This is a genomic window from Salmonella sp. SAL00670 (assembly GCF_046552235.1).
GTDB classification, from domain to species: Bacteria; Pseudomonadota; Gammaproteobacteria; order Enterobacterales; family Enterobacteriaceae; genus Salmonella; species Salmonella enterica.
The window spans coordinates 26158-45410 of record NZ_JBGDUO010000010.1 but is presented as its reverse complement, the minus strand read 5'-3'; the positions used below and the strand labels follow the sequence as shown (position 1 = coordinate 45410).

Sequence of the window (19253 nt, the reverse complement as noted above, 5' to 3'; positions counted from 1 at the left end):
ACCGGGCCTACAGTACGCCGGATAAGCAAAGCGCATCCGGCAAATAAATCAACGAAAACTCACCTTTTCACCCGCCTGCTGCGTCGCCGCCTGCTCCAGCAGATCCCAGAAGGTTTCGCCGCTGCGATCGCAAACCCACTCGTCATCTTTCAGGTCAAAGTGATAGCCGCCCTGTTTGGTTGCCAGCCACACCTGGTGCAGCGGCTCCTGACGGTTAATAATGATCTTACTGCCGTTCTCAAAGCTGAGGGTCAGCACGCCGCCGTTGATTTCGCAGTCGATATCGCTATCGCCGTCCCAGTTATCGAGGCGTTCTTCAATGGTGAGCCACAGGGCGTCAGCCAGGCGATGAAATTCACTGTCGTTCATTGTTTTATCTCGCTATTGAGTGATAGCGCCAGTATAAGGGGAAGCGTCAGCTTCTGGAACCGATACGAATTACCGTTGTGAGCGGTAAAGGATAAAACTCAGCGGTAGATAAATGACGATAAATAGCGCACTGGTGATAAGTATGACGGACGCGTTAACCGGGAAATGGTTCAGAGCCGACAGCATTGCCACCATCAGCGCGACGCAGCCGCCGCAGAGGAGAAAATGCAACAGGATTAAGGGGGCGCGCGGCTTTGCTTTGATATCTAAAAGAGCGCTAAGCAGACCGAGTACCGCGCTTATCGTCAGGACTCCGGCAGCTTCAACACCGTTTATCGTGCCGTGCATAACGCTTTCAATAATGACGTAAATGCATGAACCGATCCCCACGCCCCAAAGGGCGTTTTTCAAATGTTTATTCAAGCGCGCAAAACGGCTTAGCGGCGTCATTTTTGGCATTCCTGCGCCTGCGTTATGATGATGATATCTTTATTATTGGTGTACATGACGTTCCTATTCAGAGTATGCGTCTTATCCGGGCAGGGGGATGCTGTTCGGTAAAGCTGGCTGCCAATCCACGTATAAACATAGCGGTTGTCATACGCAAAACGCTTGGTGACTTTTAGCGGCCCATTGATGCTAAAGACCTGAATATCCTGAGCCTGCTGGCTATTATGCATAAAGTAGCCGTGCTCTTTTCCGGCGTTAATTTTCTGGTTCAGGAAGGGGGCTGTGCTATCCAGTTCCAGCCCTGAGTTGCCGGGTTAATCAATGAATTGGGTAACCGACGCAGGCGTTTGAAATTCACCTCCGGCAACGAAAGATTGTTCTCCTCTTCTGGCTGGAGATAAACCACGCCGCTGCCTTGCCGTTGATAAACATTGTGCGGAGATTCACTCAGCCGGCATCCCCAGGCGGGAGGCAGCAGAAGTGAAAGCGAAAAAAGGCAAAACAAATTACGATATTGCATAAGGTCATCCGGACGTGGTACGTAAACCTAAAGTGATTAGCAAAGCATGTTCCCTGATGTAAATGCGCAATAATCATGGCAACGCGCCGCTTTTCAGATTTTATAAAGAGCCCCTAAACGCTTGCTTTTACGCCTTCTCCTGCGATGATAGAAAATAGAAAGCATGAACTTACAGGCAATCCATAATGAAAAACGTGTTTAAGACACTCGCTGTACTTCTGACTCTGTTCAGCCTGACGGGCTGCGGTTTGAAAGGGCCGCTTTATTTCCCGCCAGCCGATAAAAATGCGCCGCCGCCGACGAAAAAAGTCGATTCGCAAACGCAGTCCACGATGCCCGATAAGAACGATCGCGCAACGGGAGATGGCCCGTCCCAGGTCAATTACTGAGGATAGTTTTCTGTCCCCGCGTGAACGGAGTGAATGATGCAATTCTCTAAAATGCATGGCCTTGGCAACGATTTTATGGTCGTCGACGCGGTAACGCAGAATGTCTTTTTTTCGCCGGAACTGATTCGTCGGCTATCCGACAGACACCTGGGCGTAGGGTTCGATCAGCTGCTGGTGGTTGAGCCGCCCTATGATCCTGAGTTGGACTTTCATTACCGCATCTTCAACGCCGACGGCAGTGAAGTCTCGCAGTGCGGCAATGGCGCGCGCTGTTTCGCGCGATTTGTTCGCCTGAAAGGGCTAACCAATAAACGCGACATTCGGGTCAGTACCGCGAATGGCCGGATGGTACTGAGCGTCACGGAAGATGAACTGGTGCGGGTGAATATGGGGGAGCCAAACTTTGAACCCGCGCAGGTGCCTTTTCGCGCCAACAAAGCGGAAAAGACGTATATTATGCGAGCGGCGGAACAGACCATACTGTGCGGCGTGGTTTCAATGGGCAATCCGCACTGTGTCATTCAGGTTGATAACGTCGACACGGCGGCCGTTGAAACACTGGGGCCGGTTCTGGAAAGCCATGAGCGTTTTCCGGAACGCGCCAACATTGGTTTTATGCAGGTTGTAAGACGTGAGCATATCCGGCTGCGAGTCTATGAACGCGGCGCAGGGGAGACCCGCGCGTGCGGCAGCGGCGCGTGCGCTGCCGTTGCCGTGGGGATTCAGCAGGGGCTGCTGGCTGAAGAAGTACGCGTGGAATTACCGGGCGGTCGGCTGGATATCGCCTGGAAAGGTCCGGGTCATCCGTTATACATGACTGGTCCGGCGGCACATATCTACGACGGATTTATCCATTTATGAAGCAACCAGAGGAAGAACTACAGGAAACGCTCACGGAACTGGACGATCGAGCGGTCGTCGATTACCTGCGCCACCACCCTGAGTTTTTTATCCGTAACGCCCACGCCGTTGAAGCGATGCGTGTTCCACATCCCGTGCGGGGAACGGTTTCGCTCGTTGAGTGGCATATGGCCCGCGCGCGTAATCACATCAATGTGCTTGAAGAAAATATGACGCTGCTGATGGAACAGGCTCATGCCAATGAAAGCCTGTTTTATCGCTTGCTGCATCTGCAAAGCCGTCTGGTCGCCGCGGATAGTCTGGATGAGATGCTAGTGCGGTTTCACCGCTGGGCGCGCGATTTGGGGCTTGCCGGCGCGACGCTGCGTTTGTTCCCGGAGCGGTGGCGTCTTGGCGCGCCATCGCGCTATACACATCTGGCTTTAAACCGTCAGGCCTTTGAGCCGCTGCGTATTCAACGGCTGGGACAGTCGCAGCATTATCTTGGCCCGCTAAACGGCCCGGAACTGCTGGTAGTCTTGCCGGAGGCGAAGGCTGTAGGCTCGGTAGCCATGTCGATGATGGGCAGCGATGGCGACCTCGGGGTGATTCTCTTCAGCAGCCGTGACCCGCATCACTATCAGCCGGGACAGGGGACGCAGCTTTTACAGGAGATCGCGCTGATGCTGCCGGAACTGCTGGAACGCTGGATTAAACGCGTATGACGGATGTCGCGCTTTCTCAGGACGTCTCGCGGTTCCTGCGCTATTTAGGCGTGGAGCGCCAGCTTAGCCCTATTACCCTGCAGAACTACCAGCGTCAGCTTGATGCCATTATCGCTTTAGCCGGAGAAACCGGGCTGAAAAGCTGGCAACAATGTGACGCTGCGATTGTGCGCAGTTTTGCGGTGCGCAGTCGGCGCAAAGGGCTTGGCCCTGCCAGTCTGGCGCTACGTCTCTCGGCATTGCGAAGCTTTTTTGACTGGTTAGTCAGTCAGGGCGAATTGAAAGCTAACCCGGCGAAGGGTGTCTCCGCACCGAAAGCGCCGCGTCATCTGCCGAAAAATATTGATGTCGACGACGTTAACCGCCTGCTGGACATCGATCTTAACGATCCGCTCGCCGTACGTGATCGGGCGATGCTGGAGGTCATGTACGGCGCGGGGCTGCGTTTATCCGAACTGGTTGGCCTGGATATAAAGCACCTCGATCTTGATACCGGCGAAGTGTGGGTAATGGGTAAAGGCAGCAAAGAGCGACGCCTGCCGATTGGCCGTAACGCGGTGACGTGGATTGAGCACTGGCTGGATCTGCGCGGCCTGTTCGCCAGCGATGAAGAGGCGTTATTCCTGTCGAAGCTCGGCAAGCGTATCTCCGCGCGCAATGTCCAAAAACGGTTCGCCGAATGGGGCATAAAGCAGGGGCTAAACAGCCACGTGCATCCACATAAGCTGCGCCATTCGTTCGCGACCCATATGCTGGAATCGAGCGGCGATCTGCGCGGCGTGCAAGAGCTTCTGGGTCATGCCAACCTTTCCACCACCCAAATTTATACTCATCTTGATTTTCAACATCTTGCTTCAGTGTACGACGCGGCGCATCCGCGCGCTAAACGGGGGAAATAATGCGTTTTTACCGGCCTTTGGGGCGTATTGCCGCGCTCACCTTTGACCTGGATGATACCCTTTATGATAACCGTCCGGTGATTTTGCGTACTGAGCAGGAAGCGCTCGCTTTTATGCAAAATTATCACCCGTCGCTACGTTCGTTTCAAAACGTCGATTTACAGCGGATACGGCAGGCGGTGCGTGAAGCGGAGCCGGAAATCTATCATGACGTTACCCGCTGGCGCCATCGCGCGATAGAGCAGGCCATGCGGGATGCGGGATTATCGGCGCAGGAGGCCATTGCCGGCGCGAATGCGGCGATGATGCATTTTGCCAAATGGCGCAGCCAGATTGAGGTTCCGCAGGCTACCCATGAGACGTTACAGCAGCTTGCGAAAAAATGGCCGCTGGTGGCGATCACTAACGGCAACGCCCAGCCGGAACTGTTTGGCCTCGGCGATTACTTTAAGTTTGTACTGCGCGCCGGCCCGGATGGACGTTCCAAGCCGTTTAGCGACATGTATTTCCTGGCGGCGGAAAAGCTGCATGTGCCGATCGGCGAGATCCTGCATGTCGGCGATGATCTGACTACCGATGTGGCTGGCGCTATTCGCTGTGGGATGCAGGCCTGCTGGATTAAACCTGAAAATGCCGACCTGATGCGGACGCAAGACAGCCGTTTACTGCCGCATATCGAAATTTCGCGGTTGGCATCTCTCACCTCGCTGATATAATCACCAGTAGTTCTGTATAAATTCCCAGTTATTCTGGCGGATGGCGCTATGCTTATCCGCCCTACGATAAGTAGCCCCGGTAAGCGAAGCGCCACCGGGCGTTTTTAGTTTTCATGTTTTTACGCGGCGGTGCCAATGGACGTTTCTTACCTGCTCGACAGCCTTAATGATAAACAGCGCGAAGCGGTGGCCGCGCCACGTAGCAACATGCTGGTGTTGGCGGGCGCGGGAAGCGGGAAAACCCGCGTGCTGGTGCACCGTATCGCCTGGTTACTGAGCGTAGAAAACAACTCGCCATATTCCATCATGGCGGTGACCTTTACCAATAAAGCGGCGGCGGAAATGCGCCATCGTATTGGCCAGTTGATGGGGACCTGCCAGGGCGGAATGTGGGTAGGGACGTTCCACGGTCTGGCGCACCGCCTGCTGCGCGCGCATCATATGGACGCTAATTTGCCGCAGGATTTCCAGATTCTCGACAGCGAAGATCAGATGCGTTTGCTTAAACGCCTGATTAAGGCGATGAATCTTGATGAGAAGCAGTGGCCGCCGCGTCAGGCGATGTGGTACATCAATAGCCAGAAAGACGAAGGGCTACGCCCGCACCATATCCAAAGCTATGGCAATCCGGTGGAACAGACCTGGCAGAAGGTGTATCAGGCCTATCAGGAAGCGTGCGATCGCGCTGGTCTGGTGGATTTTGCCGAGCTACTGCTGCGCGCTCATGAACTATGGCTGAACAAGCCGCACATCCTGCAACACTATCGCGAGCGGTTTACTAACATCCTGGTGGACGAATTCCAGGATACCAACAACATTCAGTACGCCTGGGTTCGTCTGCTGGCGGGCGACACCGGCAAGGTGATGATCGTTGGCGACGATGACCAGTCGATCTACGGCTGGCGCGGGGCCCAGGTAGAGAACATCCAGCGCTTCCTCAATGATTTCCCCGGCGCGCAGACCATTCGTCTGGAGCAGAATTACCGCTCGACCAGCAACATCCTTAGCGCGGCGAACGCTCTGATTGAGAATAACAATGGGCGTTTGGGTAAAAAGCTGTGGACTGACGGCGTTGACGGCGAACCGATATCGCTGTACTGCGCTTTCAACGAACTGGATGAAGCGCGCTTTGTGGTTAACCGTATCAAAACCTGGCAGGACAACGGCGGCGCGCTTGCGCAATGCGCCATCCTTTATCGCAGCAACGCCCAGTCGCGCGTGCTGGAAGAAGCGTTATTACAGGCCAGTATGCCGTACCGCATTTACGGCGGTATGCGCTTCTTCGAACGCCAGGAGATCAAAGATGCGCTCTCTTATCTGCGTTTGATTGCCAATCGCAACGATGATGCCGCCTTTGAACGCGTGGTGAATACCCCAACGCGCGGCATCGGTGACCGCACGCTGGACGTGGTGCGTCAGACCTCGCGCGATCGCCAGCTAACATTGTGGCAGGCGTGCCGTGAATTGTTACAGGAAAAAGCCCTGGCCGGGCGTGCGGCCAGCGCGCTGCAACGCTTTATGGAACTGATCGACGCCCTGGCGCAGGAAACCGCCGACATGCCGCTGCATGTGCAGACTGACCGGGTGATCAAAGATTCCGGCCTGCGCACCATGTATGAGCAAGAAAAAGGCGAGAAAGGCCAGACGCGCATCGAAAACTTAGAGGAACTGGTGACGGCAACGCGGCAGTTCAGCTACAACGACGAAGATGAAGATTTGATGCCGTTGCAGGCCTTCCTCTCTCACGCGGCGCTGGAAGCGGGCGAGGGGCAGGCGGATACCTGGCAGGATGCGGTACAGCTGATGACGCTGCACTCGGCCAAAGGCCTGGAGTTTCCGCAGGTGTTTATTGTCGGCATGGAAGAGGGCATGTTCCCCAGCCAGATGTCGCTGGATGAGGGCGGGCGTTTGGAAGAGGAGCGTCGTCTGGCCTACGTCGGCGTTACCCGTGCCATGCAGAAACTGACGCTAACCTATGCGGAAACGCGTCGTCTGTACGGTAAAGAGGTCTACCATCGCCCGTCGCGTTTTATCGGCGAGTTGCCGGAAGAGTGCGTGGAAGAGGTCCGTCTGCGCGCCACCGTCAGTCGTCCGGTGAGCCATCAACGAATGGGAACGCCGCTGGCGGAAAACGACACAGGCTACAAACTCGGTCAACGCGTGCGCCATGCGAAGTTCGGCGAGGGAACTATTGTCAACCTGGAGGGCAGCGGCGAGCATAGCCGGTTGCAGGTGGCTTTTCAGGGGCAAGGGATCAAATGGCTGGTTGCCGCGTATGCGAAGCTGGAAACGGTTTGACCGGCTCTCATAGTGCCGGATGGCGCGTCTTATCCGGCCTACGCGCTGGCTAACATTTTGATTTGTAGGCCGGATAAGGCGAAGCCGCCATCCGGCGATATATTGATGTTAATATTCTGAAATCATAGATAAATACTCTCACTCTGCTAACCTTTCTGCATAAGGGGAAATTATTGCTTTTTCGCGTTTCGTTGCGTGTTGACGGCAAATTTTTGCTGGCGTAACATGCGCCCACGATTACGCTAAGAGGACATTCGCCTTGGACACACCCAGTAGATACTGGCTCATTATCCTGTCATCCAGGATCAACTCCTAAGGCTATCCCTTTTTGCTGATAGCCTTAGCGGTTGTCAGCGACCTTTCATTTTTTCCCGTCGCGTTGAGTCAGGCTGTTTAATGGTCTGAAACCCAATTTGTTTCTGTGTGCCCATCTGAACTGTCCGATATTTTTACGCATTGGGAGTCCCGGTCATGCTGAGCGCATTTCAACTGGAAAAAAACCGACTGACCCGGCTGGAAGTCGAGGAGTCACAAAGCCTGATTGATGCCGTATGGGTCGATTTGGTCGAACCGGACGACGACGAGCGATTGCGCGTACAATCTGAGCTGGGCCAGAGTCTGGCGACGCGTCCTGAACTGGAAGATATCGAAGCATCCGCGCGCTTCTTTGAAGACGAAGACGGACTGCATATCCACTCCTTCTTCTTCTTCGAAGATGCGGAAGATCATGCCGGTAACTCTACGGTGGCATTCACTATTCGCGATGGCCGTCTGTTTACGCTACGTGAACGCGAGCTGCCCGCCTTCCGTTTGTATCGTATGCGCGCCCGCAGCCAGGCGATGGTCGATGGTAATGCTTACGAACTACTGCTCGATCTGTTCGAAACCAAAATTGAACAGTTGGCGGATGAAATCGAAAACATCTACAGCGATCTGGAAAAACTGAGCCGCGTCATTATGGAAGGGCATCAGGGCGATGAATACGACGAAGCGCTCTCCACGCTGGCGGAGCTGGAAGATATCGGCTGGAAGGTACGCCTGTGTCTGATGGATACCCAACGCGCGCTGAACTTCCTGGTGCGCAAGGCGCGCTTACCGGGCGGACAGCTGGAGCAGGCGCGTGAGATCCTGCGCGATATCGAATCTCTGCTGCCGCACAATGAATCGCTGTTCCAGAAGGTGAACTTCCTGATGCAGGCGGCGATGGGTTTCATCAACATCGAGCAGAACCGTATTATCAAAATCTTCTCGGTGGTTTCCGTGGTGTTCCTGCCGCCGACGCTGGTCGCTTCCAGCTATGGGATGAACTTCGAGTTTATGCCGGAGCTGAAGTGGAGCTTTGGTTATCCAGGCGCGATTATCTTTATGATTCTGGCGGGGCTTGCGCCGTATCTGTACTTTAAGCGCAAGAACTGGCTGTAAAATATACGGACTGGCGATTTAACCGCCAGTCCGTTGGAAGTTCTTCATCATGAGGAAAGTTCTTGTTTTGAAGAAGCGATGAAAGATAGCAGTAGTGTTGTGAGTATTACCCAGGCAATATTGAGTTGTATACCAATGTTATCGCAATCAGCCCCATTGAGTGCGACACTGACTGTACAGAAGACATTTACACCTATAGACAATGCGATGAAATAAAGTGCCCTGCAACCTGAATCTCTGATTCTCTTCGCGCCAATATTAATATGGATATAGGTATTGGCAATAATAAATATTAAATTAAGATATTGGTTTTTAGGCATTATAGTAAATAATATTATCCATGATGATAATGTATAAATAACAAACTTTGCTCGCTTCAATGTATCCCTTGGGGAAGGGTGAAAAATATCTTTAATAATCCTAATCATATTATTTTTTCCATATTGATAACCAACTTCAGATCTCACATGTAAATATATTACACTGAATTTTCTAATGACAGCAATGGTAATTAATGTCATGATAATTACGCTGTACAGCAATCGATAATAATTAAATATATTATCTGGTAATTAACAATTTCAATGAATGGATTTCATAAAATGCAAAAGAAAAATTTCTGGCAAATTTATTTTGGTAAAGACCCTTTTTCTAAAGCCGAATTCATTAAAGCCTGGATTGGATGGTGGGTGATTGCTATTGTCCTGCTCGGTGTACTGTCGATTTGTACTTCATTAAATTTGAGGGGGATTGGAATAGCGTTGGGATTCGGCTTTTGCCAGATCCATGCCCGCTATTTAACGTTTGTTGGTTGGAATAAGTTTATTGGTGTGTTGGGCGTGTTTCCAGTAACAAATATTATATTATTTATTGTATTGCTATTTACTAAGAAGAAATAACATAAAATGGCAGCCAGATAATAGCTGCCATTTTATTATTTAATGCTTACGCCGCTGCGTATAAATCGCATCCATCACGAAAATCGCCAGCGCGACCCAGATAAACGCAAATGTCACCATCTTATCCGCGCCCGGCACTTCGCCATAAAACGTCACCGCCAGTAAAAACATCAGCGTTGGGCCGATATACTGGAAAAAGCCCAGTGTAGAAAGACGCAGACGCGTAGCCGCTCCGGTGAAGCACAGCAGCGGAATCGTAGTGACCACACCCGCCGCCATTAACAGCAAGTTCAACGATAGTGCGTTTTGCCCCATATGGCTGGTAGGGCTATCGGCGATGCCAAACAGATAAATCGCGGCGACCGGCAACAGCCATAGCGTTTCAACCAGCATACCCGTCTGCGCTTCAACGGCGATCTTCTTACGCACCAGGCCGTAAAACGCAAAACTAAACGCCAGCCCCAGCGCGATAATCGGCAGCGAGCCAAAGGTCCAGAGTTGCACCAGCACGCCGCACACCGCCAGAATCACCGCCAGCCACTGCATTCGACGGAAGCGTTCGCCAAGAAAAATCATCCCCAGCAAGATGTTAACCAGCGGATTAATGAAATAACCCAGGCTGGCCTCCAGCATATGGTGATTATTTACCGCCCAAATGAACAATAGCCAGTTACCGCCGACCAGTACGGCGGACAGGGCCAGCAGGAAAATCTTCTTTGGCGTTTTCAGTAGGCGCTTAACCTGTCGCCACTGCCGACTGACGCTAAGCAGCGCCACCATAAAGAAAAATGACCAAATCACGCGGTGCGTCAGGATCTCATCTGCGGGAACGTAATAGATCAGCTTGAAATACGCGGGGGCGATCCCCCAAATAAAATAGGCGGCAAGAGCGAGTAATACGCCCTGCCGTGTTTGTTTTGCGTCCATCCGGAAAACTCGTATCTGAAGTGTAACAACAGTTTACCTGCTTTTATCCCACCATATAAGTAGCGGTGGCGCTGGCGATGTACAGCTGATCTTCATTGTGTAATTCCACGCGGGCGACGGCCACTTTATTCCCTGCGCGCAGCAGGCTACTGGTGGCCGTAAAGCGGTTGCCTCTGCCCGGACGCAGGTAATCGACGCGCAGGTCAATCGTTCCCATCCGCGACAGGCGCTGGCGTAGTTCATCTTCGCTGATGGTTTCGTGGCGAGTTAGCGTGCTGCCGACGCATACCAGTCCGGCGGCGACATCCAGCGCAGAGGCGATCACGCCGCCGTGTAAAATGCTTTGCGCCCAGTTGCCGACCATCATCGGCTGGTTGTTGAAGGCCAGTTGGGCGAACGCTTTTTCATAGCGTTCCAGCTCCAGCCCTAACGCCCGATTAAACGGCATGTGGTAGACAAACATTTCACCCACTAATTTCAGAGCTTGTTCAGCGGTAAGTACAGCGGACATAGATTCCTGACACCTCATTGGTTAATGAAATGTTGATATTATGCTTCTTAATTGTTGTTTTCTACTTTAAGAAGGGATAACTAACGGCTATGTGTGTAAATATGTAAAAATGGTTGGCAGAGAATGATTCAAGCTGAAAATACTTCGTCAGGAGAACGTCAAGAATGCGGGCGATTTTGAGAGGGTTGTTGCCAGCCACGCTACTGCCATTAGCGGCATATGCACAAGAAGCTACGATAAAAGAGGTTCATGATGCGCCTGCAGTACGGGGAAGTATCATCGCTAACATGCTACAGGAGCATGATAACCCTTTTACGCTTTACCCTTATGACACGAACTACTTGATCTACACGAACACCAGCGATCTGAACAAAGAGGCCATAAGTACCTACAACTGGTCTGAAAACGCACGTAAAGATGAAGTGAAATTTCAGTTGAGCCTGGCGTTTCCGCTGTGGCGCGGAATACTGGGGCCGAACTCGGTACTGGGCGCTTCCTATACGCAGAAATCCTGGTGGCAGCTTTCCAACAGTAAAGAGTCTTCGCCGTTTCGCGAAACCAACTACGAACCGCAGCTTTTTCTTGGTTTTGCTACCGATTATCGCTTTGCCGGCTGGACGCTGCGCGACGTAGAGATGGGCTACAACCATGACTCTAACGGACGTTCGGACCCCACCTCGCGTAGCTGGAACCGTCTGTATACCCGTCTGATGGCCGAAAACGGTAACTGGCTGGTAGAGGTCAAACCGTGGTACGTGATTGGCAGTACCGATGATAATCCGGACATCACCAAATATATGGGTTATTACCAGCTTAAAATCGGTTATCACCTGGGCGAGGCGGTATTAAGCGCCAAAGGCCAGTACAACTGGAATACAGGCTACGGCGGCGCGGAAGTTGGATTAAGCTATCCGGTCACTAAACATGTCCGGCTTTATACCCAGGTGTACAGCGGCTATGGCGAATCGCTGATCGACTATAATTTTAATCAGACACGTGTCGGCGTCGGCGTGATGCTTAACGATATCTTCTGATTGGATTGTGTTTTAAACATTGCAGTTTCTCTCGCAGGCGCTGAAAATAGCGCCTGTTTTGATTTATGGTGAACGGGGTTAATGTGGCGCAGGCGGAAGTGTTGAATCTGGAATCAGGGGCCAAACAGGTTTTGCAGGAAACCTTTGGCTACCAACAGTTTCGCCCGGGCCAGGAAGCGATTATTGATACTGCGCTCTCCGGTCGCGACTGTCTGGTCGTCATGCCCACCGGCGGCGGCAAATCTCTGTGCTATCAAATCCCCGCGTTGTTGCTGGACGGATTGACCGTCGTCGTTTCGCCCCTGATCTCGTTGATGAAAGACCAGGTCGATCAGCTACTGGCGAACGGGGTGGCGGCGGCGTGCCTGAACTCCACTCAAAGCCGCGAGCAGCAGCTTGAGGTGATGGCGGGGTGCCGTACCGGACAGATTCGTCTGCTGTATATTGCGCCGGAACGCCTGATGCTGGACAACTTTCTTGATCATCTGGCGCACTGGAATCCGGTATTGCTGGCGGTGGATGAAGCGCACTGTATCTCGCAGTGGGGACATGATTTCCGTCCGGAATATGCGGCGCTCGGTCAGCTTCGCCAGCGTTTTCCCGCTTTGCCGTTTATGGCATTGACCGCCACCGCCGACGACACCACGCGCCAGGATATTATTCGTCTGCTTGGGCTTAACGATCCGTTAATCCAGATCAGTAGCTTTGACCGACCGAATATCCGCTACATGCTGATGGAGAAGTTTAAGCCGCTCGACCAGCTAATGCGCTATGTTCAGGAGCAACGCGGCAAATCGGGTATCATCTACTGCAACAGTCGGGCGAAAGTGGAAGATACCGCTGCGCGCTTGCAAAGTCGCGGCATTAGCGCGGCGGCCTATCATGCGGGGCTGGAAAACGCTATTCGCGCCGATGTGCAGGAAAAATTTCAGCGCGACGATCTGCAAATCGTGGTGGCGACCGTCGCTTTTGGAATGGGCATAAACAAACCTAACGTACGTTTCGTTGTGCATTTCGATATCCCGCGCAATATTGAATCCTACTATCAGGAAACGGGCCGCGCCGGGCGCGACGGACTGCCTGCGGAAGCCATGCTATTTTACGATCCGGCTGATATGGCCTGGCTACGTCGTTGTCTGGAAGAGAAACCAGCCGGACAGCTTCAGGATATTGAACGGCATAAACTGAATGCGATGGGCGCTTTTGCTGAAGCGCAAACCTGCCGTCGCCTGGTATTGCTTAATTACTTTGGCGAAGGCCGACAAGAACCGTGCGGCAACTGCGATATCTGTCTCGATCCGCCCAAACAATATGATGGCTTAAACGATGCCCAGATTGCGCTTTCTACCATTGGTCGGGTTAACCAGCGTTTTGGCATGGGCTACGTTGTCGAGGTGATCCGCGGCGCGAATAACCAACGCATCCGCGATTTCGGTCATGACAAACTCAAGGTTTATGGCATGGGACGCGAAAAGAGCCATGAGCACTGGGTGAGCGTGATTCGCCAGCTCATTCATCTGGGGCTGGTAATGCAAAATATTGCGCAGCACTCCGCATTACAGTTGACGGATGCCGCGCGTCCGGTACTCCGTGGAGACGTTCCGCTAAAGCTTGCGGTGCCGCGCATTGTCGCCCTCAAACCCCGCGTGATGCAGAAATCGTTCGGCGGTAATTACGATCGCAAATTGTTCGCTAAGTTGCGCAAGCTGCGTAAAGCTATCGCTGATGAAGAGAATATCCCGCCGTATGTGGTCTTTAACGACGCCACGCTGATAGAAATGGCGGAACAGATGCCGGTTTCCGCCAGCGAGATGTTAAGCGTTAACGGGGTTGGGATGCGCAAACTGGAGCGCTTCGGGAAAGAATTCATGGCGCTCATCCGCGCGCATGTCGATGGTGATGACGAAGAGTAGTCAGCCCGGCAAAAAAGTGCCAGGATGGTGACTCACTGAACTATTTCCCCGCGAGCCATTTTTATGATGATGCTATTTTTCACCGTGGCAATGGTGCACATCGTTGCGCTAATGAGCCCCGGCCCCGACTTTTTCTTCGTGTCTCAAACTGCTGTCAGCCGTTCGCGTAAAGAAGCGATGATGGGCGTACTGGGCATTACTTGCGGCGTGATGGTATGGGCGGGCGTGGCGCTGCTTGGCCTGCATCTCATCATCGAAAAAATGGCCTGGCTGCATACGATCATTATGGTAGGCGGCGGCCTGTACCTGTGCTGGATGGGCTATCAGATGCTGCGCGGCGCGCTGAAAAAACAGGATGCGGCGGCGTCTTCTCCGCACATTGAACTGGCGCAGAGCGGGCGCAGTTTTCTCAAAGGGCTGCTGACCAATCTGTCGAATCCGAAAGCGATTATCTATTTTGGTTCCGTTTTTTCACTGTTTGTCGGCGATAACGTCGGCGCTGCGGCGCGCTGGGGTATTTTCGCGTTAATTACCCTGGAAACGCTGGCCTGGTTTACCGTAGTCGCCAGCCTGTTCGCGCTGCCGAAAATGCGCCGCGGCTATCAGCGTCTGGCGAAATGGATTGATGGCTTTGCCGGCGCTCTGTTTGCGGGCTTTGGTATTCACCTGATTATTTCGCGTTAATTTACCTCCGGGCCGGATAAACATCATCCGGCACGACTATCACGCGTGTCTTGCCGACGCCAGGAGCGCGCCTACCAGCATAAACAACGAACCAAACGCTTTATTCAGCGCCTTCATCTGCTTTGGTCCTTTAATCCAGGCGGCAATGCGCTGCGCCAGTGTGGCGTAACCGGTCATCACAATCATATCCACCACAATCGTGGTGACGCCGAGAATGAGGTACTGCGCCAGTTGCGGTTGCTGCGGCATGATGAATTGCGGAAACAGGGCGGCAAGAAAGACAATGCTTTTGGGATTGGTTAGATTGACAAAGACCGCGCGTTTGAACAGCCGACCCCGCGATTGCGTCTGGGCGAGAGTATGCAGATCGATAGCGCCTGCGGCGCGCCATTGCTGGATACCCAGCCAGATAAGATAAGCCGCGCCAGCCCATTTCAGGATTTCAAAAGCGATGAGCGAGCGCGAAAAGAGCGTACCCAGTCCGACGCCCACCAGTACGATATGTATCCCCAGTCCGGTCTGGAGTCCGGCGATAGAAGCCGCTGCGCCACGATATCCATGGTTGATAGACGTCGTCATGGTATTGATGGCGCCTGAACCCGGAGAAAGACTCAGCAGAGTTGAGGTCAGTAGATAGGCGAACCACCATTCAAAGGTCATGCGAAACTCCCTGGTTGTCTGTTTTTGTGCCACAATACGCTACTGCCGCTGTGTTGTGTCAGGCACGACGCAAAAAACGATTTTACCTGGTAAACGAGGCCGAAAACCCGATGTTTCAGCAGCAAAATGACTGGGAAACAAGAGAAAATGCGTTTGCCGCTTTTGCTATGGGGCCGCTGACCGATTTCTGGCGTCAGCGGGAAGAGGCGGAGTTTATCGGCGTGGGTAACATTCCGGTGCGCTTTGTCCGTTTTCGAAATGATTCCAACGATCGGACGATCGTCATTTGTCCTGGCCGCATTGAGAGTTATGTAAAATACGCTGAACTGGCGTATGACCTTTTTCATCTCGGTTTTGATATCTTCATCATCGACCACCGTGGTCAAGGGCGCTCCGGGCGGATGTTATCGGACCCGCATCGGGGCCACGTTGATCATTTTAACGATTATGTTGAGGACTTAGCGGCGTTCTGGCAGCAGGAAATTGAGCCGGGGCCGTGGCGTAAGCGTTATATCCTGGCGCACTCAATGGGGGGCGCGATAGCCACCCTGTTCCTGCAACGCCATCGTGTGCGGTGCGACGCTATTGCGCTCACCGCGCCGATGTTTGGTATTGTGATACGCTTGCCTTCCTTTATGGTGCGCCATATTCTCGACTGGGCCGAGGGGCACCAGCGTATCCGTGAAGATTACGCTATTGGTACCGGTCAGTGGCGGGCGTTGCCGTTTGGGATGAATGCGCTGACCCACAGCCGCCAGCGTTATCAGCGCAACTTACGATTTTATGCCGACGAGCCGCAGCTGCGCGTTGGCGGCCCCACCTGGCATTGGGTACGCGAAGGCATTCTGGCGGGTGAGCAGGTTCTGGCCGGGGCGAGCGATGACACGACGCCTACGCTACTGATTCAGGCGGAAGAAGAGCGGGTAGTGGATAACCGCACCCACGATCGTTTTTGTGAAATTCGCGCCGCGGCGGGATACCCTTGTGAAGGGGGAAAACCGCTGGTTATCAAAGGCGCGTACCATGAGATCCTTTTTGAAAAGGACGCCATGCGCTCAGTCGCGCTTAACGCCATTGTTGAATTTTTCAACAAGCCTAATTTATCCAGCGGAAATCGCTTTGCTTAGAGGTTAAATTTTATTATGTATCAGGTTGTTGCGTCTGATTTAGATGGCACGCTGCTCTCCCCCGACCATACGTTGTCCCCTTATGCCAAAGAGACTCTGAAGCTGTTGACCGCACGCGGCATCCATTTTGTCTTTGCCACTGGTCGTCATCATGTCGATGTAGGGCAAATCCGCGATAATCTTGAAATCAAGTCTTACATGATCACCTCCAACGGCGCGCGAGTGCACGATACCGACGGGAATTTGGTTTTTACGCATAATCTGGACAGCGACATTGCCAGCGACCTGTTCGGCGTGGTGAATGCGAACCCGGACATCGTGACTAACGTTTATCGCGACGACGAATGGTTTATGAATCGTCATCGCCCCGATGAAATGCGTTTTTTCAAAGAGGCGGTATTTAACTACTCGTTGTTTGAGCCTGCGCTGCTGGAGCCGGAGGGCGTCAGCAAAGTGTTTTTCACCAGCGACACTCATGAAAAGTTGTTGCCGCTGGAGCAGGCGATTAACGCGCGCTGGGGCGATCGGGTAAACGTGAGCTTCTCTACGCTAACCTGTCTGGAAGTGATGGCGGGCGGAGTGTCGAAAGGTCATGCGCTGGAAGCGGTCGCTCAGGCAATGGGGTACAGTCTGAAAGAGTGTATCGCCTTTGGCGACGGAATGAACGACGCTGAAATGCTCACGATGGCGGGCAAAGGCTGCATCATGGGCAATGCGCACCAGCGTCTGAAAGACCTGTATCCCGAACTTGAGGTGATCGGCATCAACGCGGATAACGCCGTGCCGCATTACCTGCGCGATCTTTTCTTACGCTGATGTGATTGTTTGTTAGTTGACCAGTTGTCAACTTCACTCTCCGCTACAATGGGTGCTCCCTGTTTTAAGAGACATCCATTGTGGCGCTACTCATCATTACCACTATCCTGTGGGCTTTCTCCTTTAGTCTATTTGGCGAGTATCTTGCCGGGCATGTCGATAGCTATTTCGCGGTGCTGATACGCGTTGGGCTGGCGGCGCTCGTTTTTCTGCCGTTTTTGCGTACTCGCGGACACAACCTAAAAACCATCAGCCTGTATATGCTGGTGGGGGCGATGCAGCTTGGCATCATGTATATGTTGAGCTTCCATGCTTACCTCTACCTGACCGTATCCGAACTGCTGCTGTTTACCGTTCTGACGCCGCTCTATATCACGCTGATTTACGATGTGATGAGTCAGCGTCGTTTGCGCTGGGGCTATGCATTTAGCGCGTTGCTGGCGGTGATTGGCGCCGGGATTATTCGCTACGATCGCGTGACCGACCATTTTTGGGTCGGTTTGCTCCTGGTGCAGCTTTCTAATATCAGTTTCGCTATCGGAATGGTGGGGTATAAACGTCTGATGGAGACCCGTCCCATGCCGCAGCACAACGCCTTTGCGTGGTTCTATCTGGGAGCGTTTTTGGTGGCGGCGGTGGCGTGGTCGCTGTTGGGGAACGCGCAAAAGCTGCCGGAAACCACGCTGCAATGGAGCATTCTGGTGTTTCTCGGCGTGGTGGCGTCCGGCATTGGCTACTTTATGTGGAACTATGGCGCTACCCAGGTAGACGCCGGGACGCTGGGTATCATGAATAATATGCATGTTCCCGCAGGACTGCTGGTTAATCTTGCCATCTGGCATCAGCAGCCCCACTGGCCAAGCTTTATTACAGGCGCGGCTGTGATCCTGGCTTCGCTGTGGGTGCATCGAAAATGGGTCGCTCCGCGCTCCGCACAAACGGCAGATGATCGCAGGCGTGATCCCGCGTCGAGCGAATAAACGCCTCGGTCACCGCCTGACGCTGGTCGCCGTCGCGCACGGCGGCATACAGGCGGCTCCACAGACCATCACCCAGGGTTTTGGTCACCACCAGACCCTGGCGCTCAACGCTTTCCACCACCCAGTGCGGCAGGGCGGCAATACCCATTCTGGCCGCCACCATCTGAATCAGCAGTAGCGTATTATCCACGCTTTTCAGCAGCGGACTGATACCCGCCGGTTGCAGGAAATGTCGCCAGACATCCAGTCGGCTGCGCTGCACCGGGTAAATCAACAGCGTTTCGCTGGCTAAATCTTCCGGCGTAATCTGCGTTTTGCTGGCCAGCGGATGGTCGGGCGCCAGCACCAGTCGGACTTCAAAATCAAACATCGGCGAATAATGCAGCCCGCTGCGCGGCAAAATATCCGACGTCATCACCAAATCCAGCTCGCCTTGTTGCAAGGCCGGTTGCGGATCAAAAGTGACGCCGGATGTGAAATCCATTTCTACCTGCGGCCAGCTTGCACGGAAGTTTTCCAGCGCCGGGGTCAGCCACTGAATACAGCTATGACATTCAATAGCGATGCGCAGACGAGTTTGCTGCGGTTCGTTGCACGCCTGCAGCGCACGGCTGATTTGCGGCAGCACCTGGTTTGCCAGTTGCAGCAGAACTTCCCCCTGCGGCGTAAAGCGCAGCGGCTGGCTTTTACGCACGAACAGGCGGAAGCCAAGGCGTTGTTCCAGATCGCTGAACTGATGAGACAGAGCGGATTGGGTCTGGTGCAGCACCGCCGCCGCGGCAGCCAGCGATCCACTATTCCGCAATGCCTGGAGTGTTTTCAGATGTTTAATTTCGATCATGAAAGTCCTTCACTTCGCCATGAACAAATTGCGCTTGAGGAATATACAGTACCTTTACATTATGGATGTGTAAACATCCAGACGTCTAAAACTCGTCATATTTCGACTTGCAGATGCGTTGGCTTCCTTGCTTACCCCAGTCACTTACTTCAGTAAGCTCCTGGGGATGCGCTGTGTCGCCGCCTTCCTGCAAGCCGAACTATTTAGAGTTTTACTTTCAGATTCAATAAAAT

General features: G+C 53.2%; 23 protein-coding genes and 1 pseudogene. 15 read left to right on the top strand and 9 right to left on the bottom strand.

Going from position 1 to position 19253, the window contains the following annotated elements; translation table 11 throughout:
- Positions 1-48 precede the first annotated feature (48 nt).
- The 4 genes and pseudogenes from cyaY to ACLJRS_RS21790 all read right to left on the bottom strand — a co-directional run bounded on the left by cyaY (position 49) and on the right by ACLJRS_RS21790 (position 1339).
- Positions 49-369 carry an iron donor protein CyaY gene (gene cyaY / locus ACLJRS_RS21805; protein WP_000999921.1) on the bottom strand — a complete coding sequence of 107 codons (321 nt, stop codon included), beginning with the start codon at positions 367-369 and terminating at the stop codon, positions 49-51.
- Between the two features lie 69 nt (positions 370-438).
- A complete protein-coding gene (locus ACLJRS_RS21800) occupies positions 439-828 on the bottom strand; it encodes a DUF3021 family protein (RefSeq protein WP_001125570.1) in 390 nt (129 codons plus the stop codon).
- Positions 816-1118, bottom strand: a pseudogene (locus ACLJRS_RS21795) (hypothetical protein); the annotation flags it as partial. The gene ACLJRS_RS21800 and the pseudogene ACLJRS_RS21795, both read right to left, overlap by 13 nt.
- Entirely contained in the window at positions 1088-1339 is a 252-nt protein-coding gene (locus ACLJRS_RS21790) for a hypothetical protein (RefSeq protein WP_001621231.1), read from the bottom strand. The pseudogene ACLJRS_RS21795 and the gene ACLJRS_RS21790, both read right to left, overlap by 31 nt.
- Before the next feature lie 185 nt (positions 1340-1524).
- On the opposite strand from ACLJRS_RS21790, the gene lptM reads away from it, so the two are divergent.
- From lptM to corA, 8 genes are all read left to right on the top strand, one after another.
- On the top strand, positions 1525-1728 hold the full coding sequence (lptM, locus tag ACLJRS_RS21785) for an LPS translocon maturation chaperone LptM (RefSeq protein WP_000799903.1): 204 nt from the start codon (positions 1525-1527) through the stop codon (positions 1726-1728).
- Between the two features lie 36 nt (positions 1729-1764).
- On the top strand, positions 1765-2589 hold the full coding sequence (gene dapF, locus ACLJRS_RS21780) for a diaminopimelate epimerase (RefSeq protein ID WP_001160671.1): 825 nt from the start codon (positions 1765-1767) through the stop codon (positions 2587-2589).
- Complete coding sequence (locus ACLJRS_RS21775) at positions 2586-3293, top strand: DUF484 domain-containing protein (RefSeq protein WP_000812766.1); 708 nt, start codon at positions 2586-2588, stop codon at positions 3291-3293. Before dapF ends, ACLJRS_RS21775 begins: the two co-directional genes overlap by 4 nt.
- Positions 3290-4192 carry a tyrosine recombinase XerC gene (xerC, locus tag ACLJRS_RS21770; RefSeq protein WP_000132877.1) on the top strand — a complete coding sequence of 301 codons (903 nt, stop codon included), beginning with the start codon at positions 3290-3292 and terminating at the stop codon, positions 4190-4192. The genes ACLJRS_RS21775 and xerC overlap by 4 nt, the downstream gene beginning before the upstream one ends.
- Entirely contained in the window at positions 4192-4908 is a 717-nt protein-coding gene (gene yigB, locus ACLJRS_RS21765) for a 5-amino-6-(5-phospho-D-ribitylamino)uracil phosphatase YigB (RefSeq protein WP_001213560.1), read from the top strand. The genes xerC and yigB overlap by 1 nt, the downstream gene beginning before the upstream one ends.
- A gap of 135 nt (positions 4909-5043) precedes the next feature.
- A complete protein-coding gene (gene uvrD / locus ACLJRS_RS21760) occupies positions 5044-7206 on the top strand; it encodes a DNA helicase II (RefSeq protein WP_410957902.1) in 2163 nt (720 codons plus the stop codon).
- 259 nt (positions 7207-7465) lie between these two features.
- Positions 7466-7522: a YsgD/CorL family protein gene (ysgD, locus tag ACLJRS_RS21755; protein ID WP_212723238.1), complete on the top strand. Its 57-nt coding sequence runs from the start codon at positions 7466-7468 to the stop codon at positions 7520-7522.
- Positions 7523-7677: 155 nt separating this feature from the next.
- Positions 7678-8628 (top strand): magnesium/cobalt transporter CorA, encoded by a 951-nt coding sequence (gene corA, locus ACLJRS_RS21750; RefSeq protein ID WP_000947139.1) that lies wholly within the window; start codon positions 7678-7680, stop codon positions 8626-8628.
- 47 nt (positions 8629-8675) lie between these two features.
- Here corA and ACLJRS_RS21745 read toward each other — a convergent pair whose 3' ends face one another.
- Positions 8676-9056, bottom strand: coding sequence for a hypothetical protein (locus ACLJRS_RS21745; protein ID WP_000619297.1), 381 nt, complete (start codon positions 9054-9056; stop codon positions 8676-8678).
- A gap of 174 nt (positions 9057-9230) precedes the next feature.
- Between ACLJRS_RS21745 and ACLJRS_RS21740 the strand changes: the two genes are divergently transcribed.
- Positions 9231-9527, top strand: coding sequence for a hypothetical protein (locus ACLJRS_RS21740; protein WP_001170054.1), 297 nt, complete (start codon positions 9231-9233; stop codon positions 9525-9527).
- A 39-nt stretch (positions 9528-9566) separates the two neighbouring features.
- Here ACLJRS_RS21740 and rarD read toward each other — a convergent pair whose 3' ends face one another.
- A complete protein-coding gene (gene rarD, locus ACLJRS_RS21735; protein ID WP_000339081.1) occupies positions 9567-10454 on the bottom strand; it encodes an EamA family transporter RarD in 888 nt (295 codons plus the stop codon).
- Between the two features lie 43 nt (positions 10455-10497).
- Complete coding sequence (yigI, locus tag ACLJRS_RS21730) at positions 10498-10965, bottom strand: acyl-CoA thioesterase YigI (RefSeq protein WP_001277136.1); 468 nt, start codon at positions 10963-10965, stop codon at positions 10498-10500.
- A gap of 164 nt (positions 10966-11129) precedes the next feature.
- Between yigI and pldA the strand changes: the two genes are divergently transcribed.
- The 3 genes from pldA to rhtC all read left to right on the top strand — a co-directional run bounded on the left by pldA (position 11130) and on the right by rhtC (position 14596).
- Complete coding sequence (gene pldA, locus ACLJRS_RS21725; protein WP_001201692.1) at positions 11130-11999, top strand: phospholipase A; 870 nt, start codon at positions 11130-11132, stop codon at positions 11997-11999.
- An 83-nt stretch (positions 12000-12082) separates the two neighbouring features.
- On the top strand, positions 12083-13912 hold the full coding sequence (gene recQ, locus ACLJRS_RS21720) for an ATP-dependent DNA helicase RecQ (protein WP_001533487.1): 1830 nt from the start codon (positions 12083-12085) through the stop codon (positions 13910-13912).
- Between the two features lie 63 nt (positions 13913-13975).
- Positions 13976-14596, top strand: a complete 621-nt coding sequence (gene rhtC, locus ACLJRS_RS21715) for a threonine export protein RhtC (protein WP_000980080.1) — start codon at positions 13976-13978, stop codon at positions 14594-14596.
- A 39-nt stretch (positions 14597-14635) separates the two neighbouring features.
- Here rhtC and rhtB read toward each other — a convergent pair whose 3' ends face one another.
- Entirely contained in the window at positions 14636-15256 is a 621-nt protein-coding gene (gene rhtB, locus ACLJRS_RS21710; protein WP_000142521.1) for a homoserine/homoserine lactone efflux protein, read from the bottom strand.
- 110 nt (positions 15257-15366) lie between these two features.
- Between rhtB and pldB the strand changes: the two genes are divergently transcribed.
- From pldB to ACLJRS_RS21695, 3 genes are all read left to right on the top strand, one after another.
- A complete protein-coding gene (gene pldB / locus ACLJRS_RS21705) occupies positions 15367-16383 on the top strand; it encodes a lysophospholipase L2 (protein ID WP_000487685.1) in 1017 nt (338 codons plus the stop codon).
- Positions 16384-16398: 15 nt separating this feature from the next.
- The gene (gene yigL / locus ACLJRS_RS21700) at positions 16399-17199 is read left to right on the top strand and encodes a sugar/pyridoxal phosphate phosphatase YigL (protein ID WP_000285338.1); all 801 of its coding nucleotides are present in this window, start codon (positions 16399-16401) and stop codon (positions 17197-17199) included.
- A gap of 80 nt (positions 17200-17279) precedes the next feature.
- Complete coding sequence (locus tag ACLJRS_RS21695) at positions 17280-18179, top strand: carboxylate/amino acid/amine transporter (protein WP_001196257.1); 900 nt, start codon at positions 17280-17282, stop codon at positions 18177-18179.
- On the opposite strand, the gene metR is transcribed toward ACLJRS_RS21695, so the two are convergent.
- Positions 18067-19020, bottom strand: a complete 954-nt coding sequence (metR, locus tag ACLJRS_RS21690) for an HTH-type transcriptional regulator MetR (protein ID WP_000569786.1) — start codon at positions 19018-19020, stop codon at positions 18067-18069. The two genes, ACLJRS_RS21695 and metR, sit on opposite strands and share 113 nt — an antisense overlap.
- Positions 19021-19253: the final 233 nt, after the last annotated feature.

Excerpts from the sequence above, each read along its gene's own strand:
- uvrD (WP_410957902.1), top strand. The coding sequence starts at position 5,044 with ATGGACGTTTCTTACCTGCTCGACAGCCTTAATGATAAACAGCGCGAA.
- ACLJRS_RS21745 (WP_000619297.1), bottom strand. The coding sequence starts at position 9,056 with ATGATTAGGATTATTAAAGATATTTTTCACCCTTCCCCAAGGGATACA.
- pldA (WP_001201692.1), top strand. The coding sequence starts at position 11,130 with ATGCGGGCGATTTTGAGAGGGTTGTTGCCAGCCACGCTACTGCCATTA.
- xerC (WP_000132877.1), top strand. The coding sequence starts at position 3,290 with ATGACGGATGTCGCGCTTTCTCAGGACGTCTCGCGGTTCCTGCGCTAT.
- rhtB (WP_000142521.1), bottom strand. The coding sequence starts at position 15,256 with ATGACCTTTGAATGGTGGTTCGCCTATCTACTGACCTCAACTCTGCTG.
- yigL (WP_000285338.1), top strand. The coding sequence starts at position 16,399 with ATGTATCAGGTTGTTGCGTCTGATTTAGATGGCACGCTGCTCTCCCCC.
- yigI (WP_001277136.1), bottom strand. The coding sequence starts at position 10,965 with ATGTCCGCTGTACTTACCGCTGAACAAGCTCTGAAATTAGTGGGTGAA.
- ACLJRS_RS21790 (WP_001621231.1), bottom strand. The coding sequence starts at position 1,339 with ATGCAATATCGTAATTTGTTTTGCCTTTTTTCGCTTTCACTTCTGCTG.
- ACLJRS_RS21775 (WP_000812766.1), top strand. The coding sequence starts at position 2,586 with ATGAAGCAACCAGAGGAAGAACTACAGGAAACGCTCACGGAACTGGAC.
- rarD (WP_000339081.1), bottom strand. The coding sequence starts at position 10,454 with ATGGACGCAAAACAAACACGGCAGGGCGTATTACTCGCTCTTGCCGCC.
- dapF (WP_001160671.1), top strand. The coding sequence starts at position 1,765 with ATGCAATTCTCTAAAATGCATGGCCTTGGCAACGATTTTATGGTCGTC.
- corA (WP_000947139.1), top strand. The coding sequence starts at position 7,678 with ATGCTGAGCGCATTTCAACTGGAAAAAAACCGACTGACCCGGCTGGAA.
- lptM (WP_000799903.1), top strand. The coding sequence starts at position 1,525 with ATGAAAAACGTGTTTAAGACACTCGCTGTACTTCTGACTCTGTTCAGC.
- ACLJRS_RS21740 (WP_001170054.1), top strand. The coding sequence starts at position 9,231 with ATGCAAAAGAAAAATTTCTGGCAAATTTATTTTGGTAAAGACCCTTTT.
- yigB (WP_001213560.1), top strand. The coding sequence starts at position 4,192 with ATGCGTTTTTACCGGCCTTTGGGGCGTATTGCCGCGCTCACCTTTGAC.
- rhtC (WP_000980080.1), top strand. The coding sequence starts at position 13,976 with ATGATGATGCTATTTTTCACCGTGGCAATGGTGCACATCGTTGCGCTA.
- ACLJRS_RS21800 (WP_001125570.1), bottom strand. The coding sequence starts at position 828 with ATGCCAAAAATGACGCCGCTAAGCCGTTTTGCGCGCTTGAATAAACAT.
- metR (WP_000569786.1), bottom strand. The coding sequence starts at position 19,020 with ATGATCGAAATTAAACATCTGAAAACACTCCAGGCATTGCGGAATAGT.
- pldB (WP_000487685.1), top strand. The coding sequence starts at position 15,367 with ATGTTTCAGCAGCAAAATGACTGGGAAACAAGAGAAAATGCGTTTGCC.
- cyaY (WP_000999921.1), bottom strand. The coding sequence starts at position 369 with ATGAACGACAGTGAATTTCATCGCCTGGCTGACGCCCTGTGGCTCACC.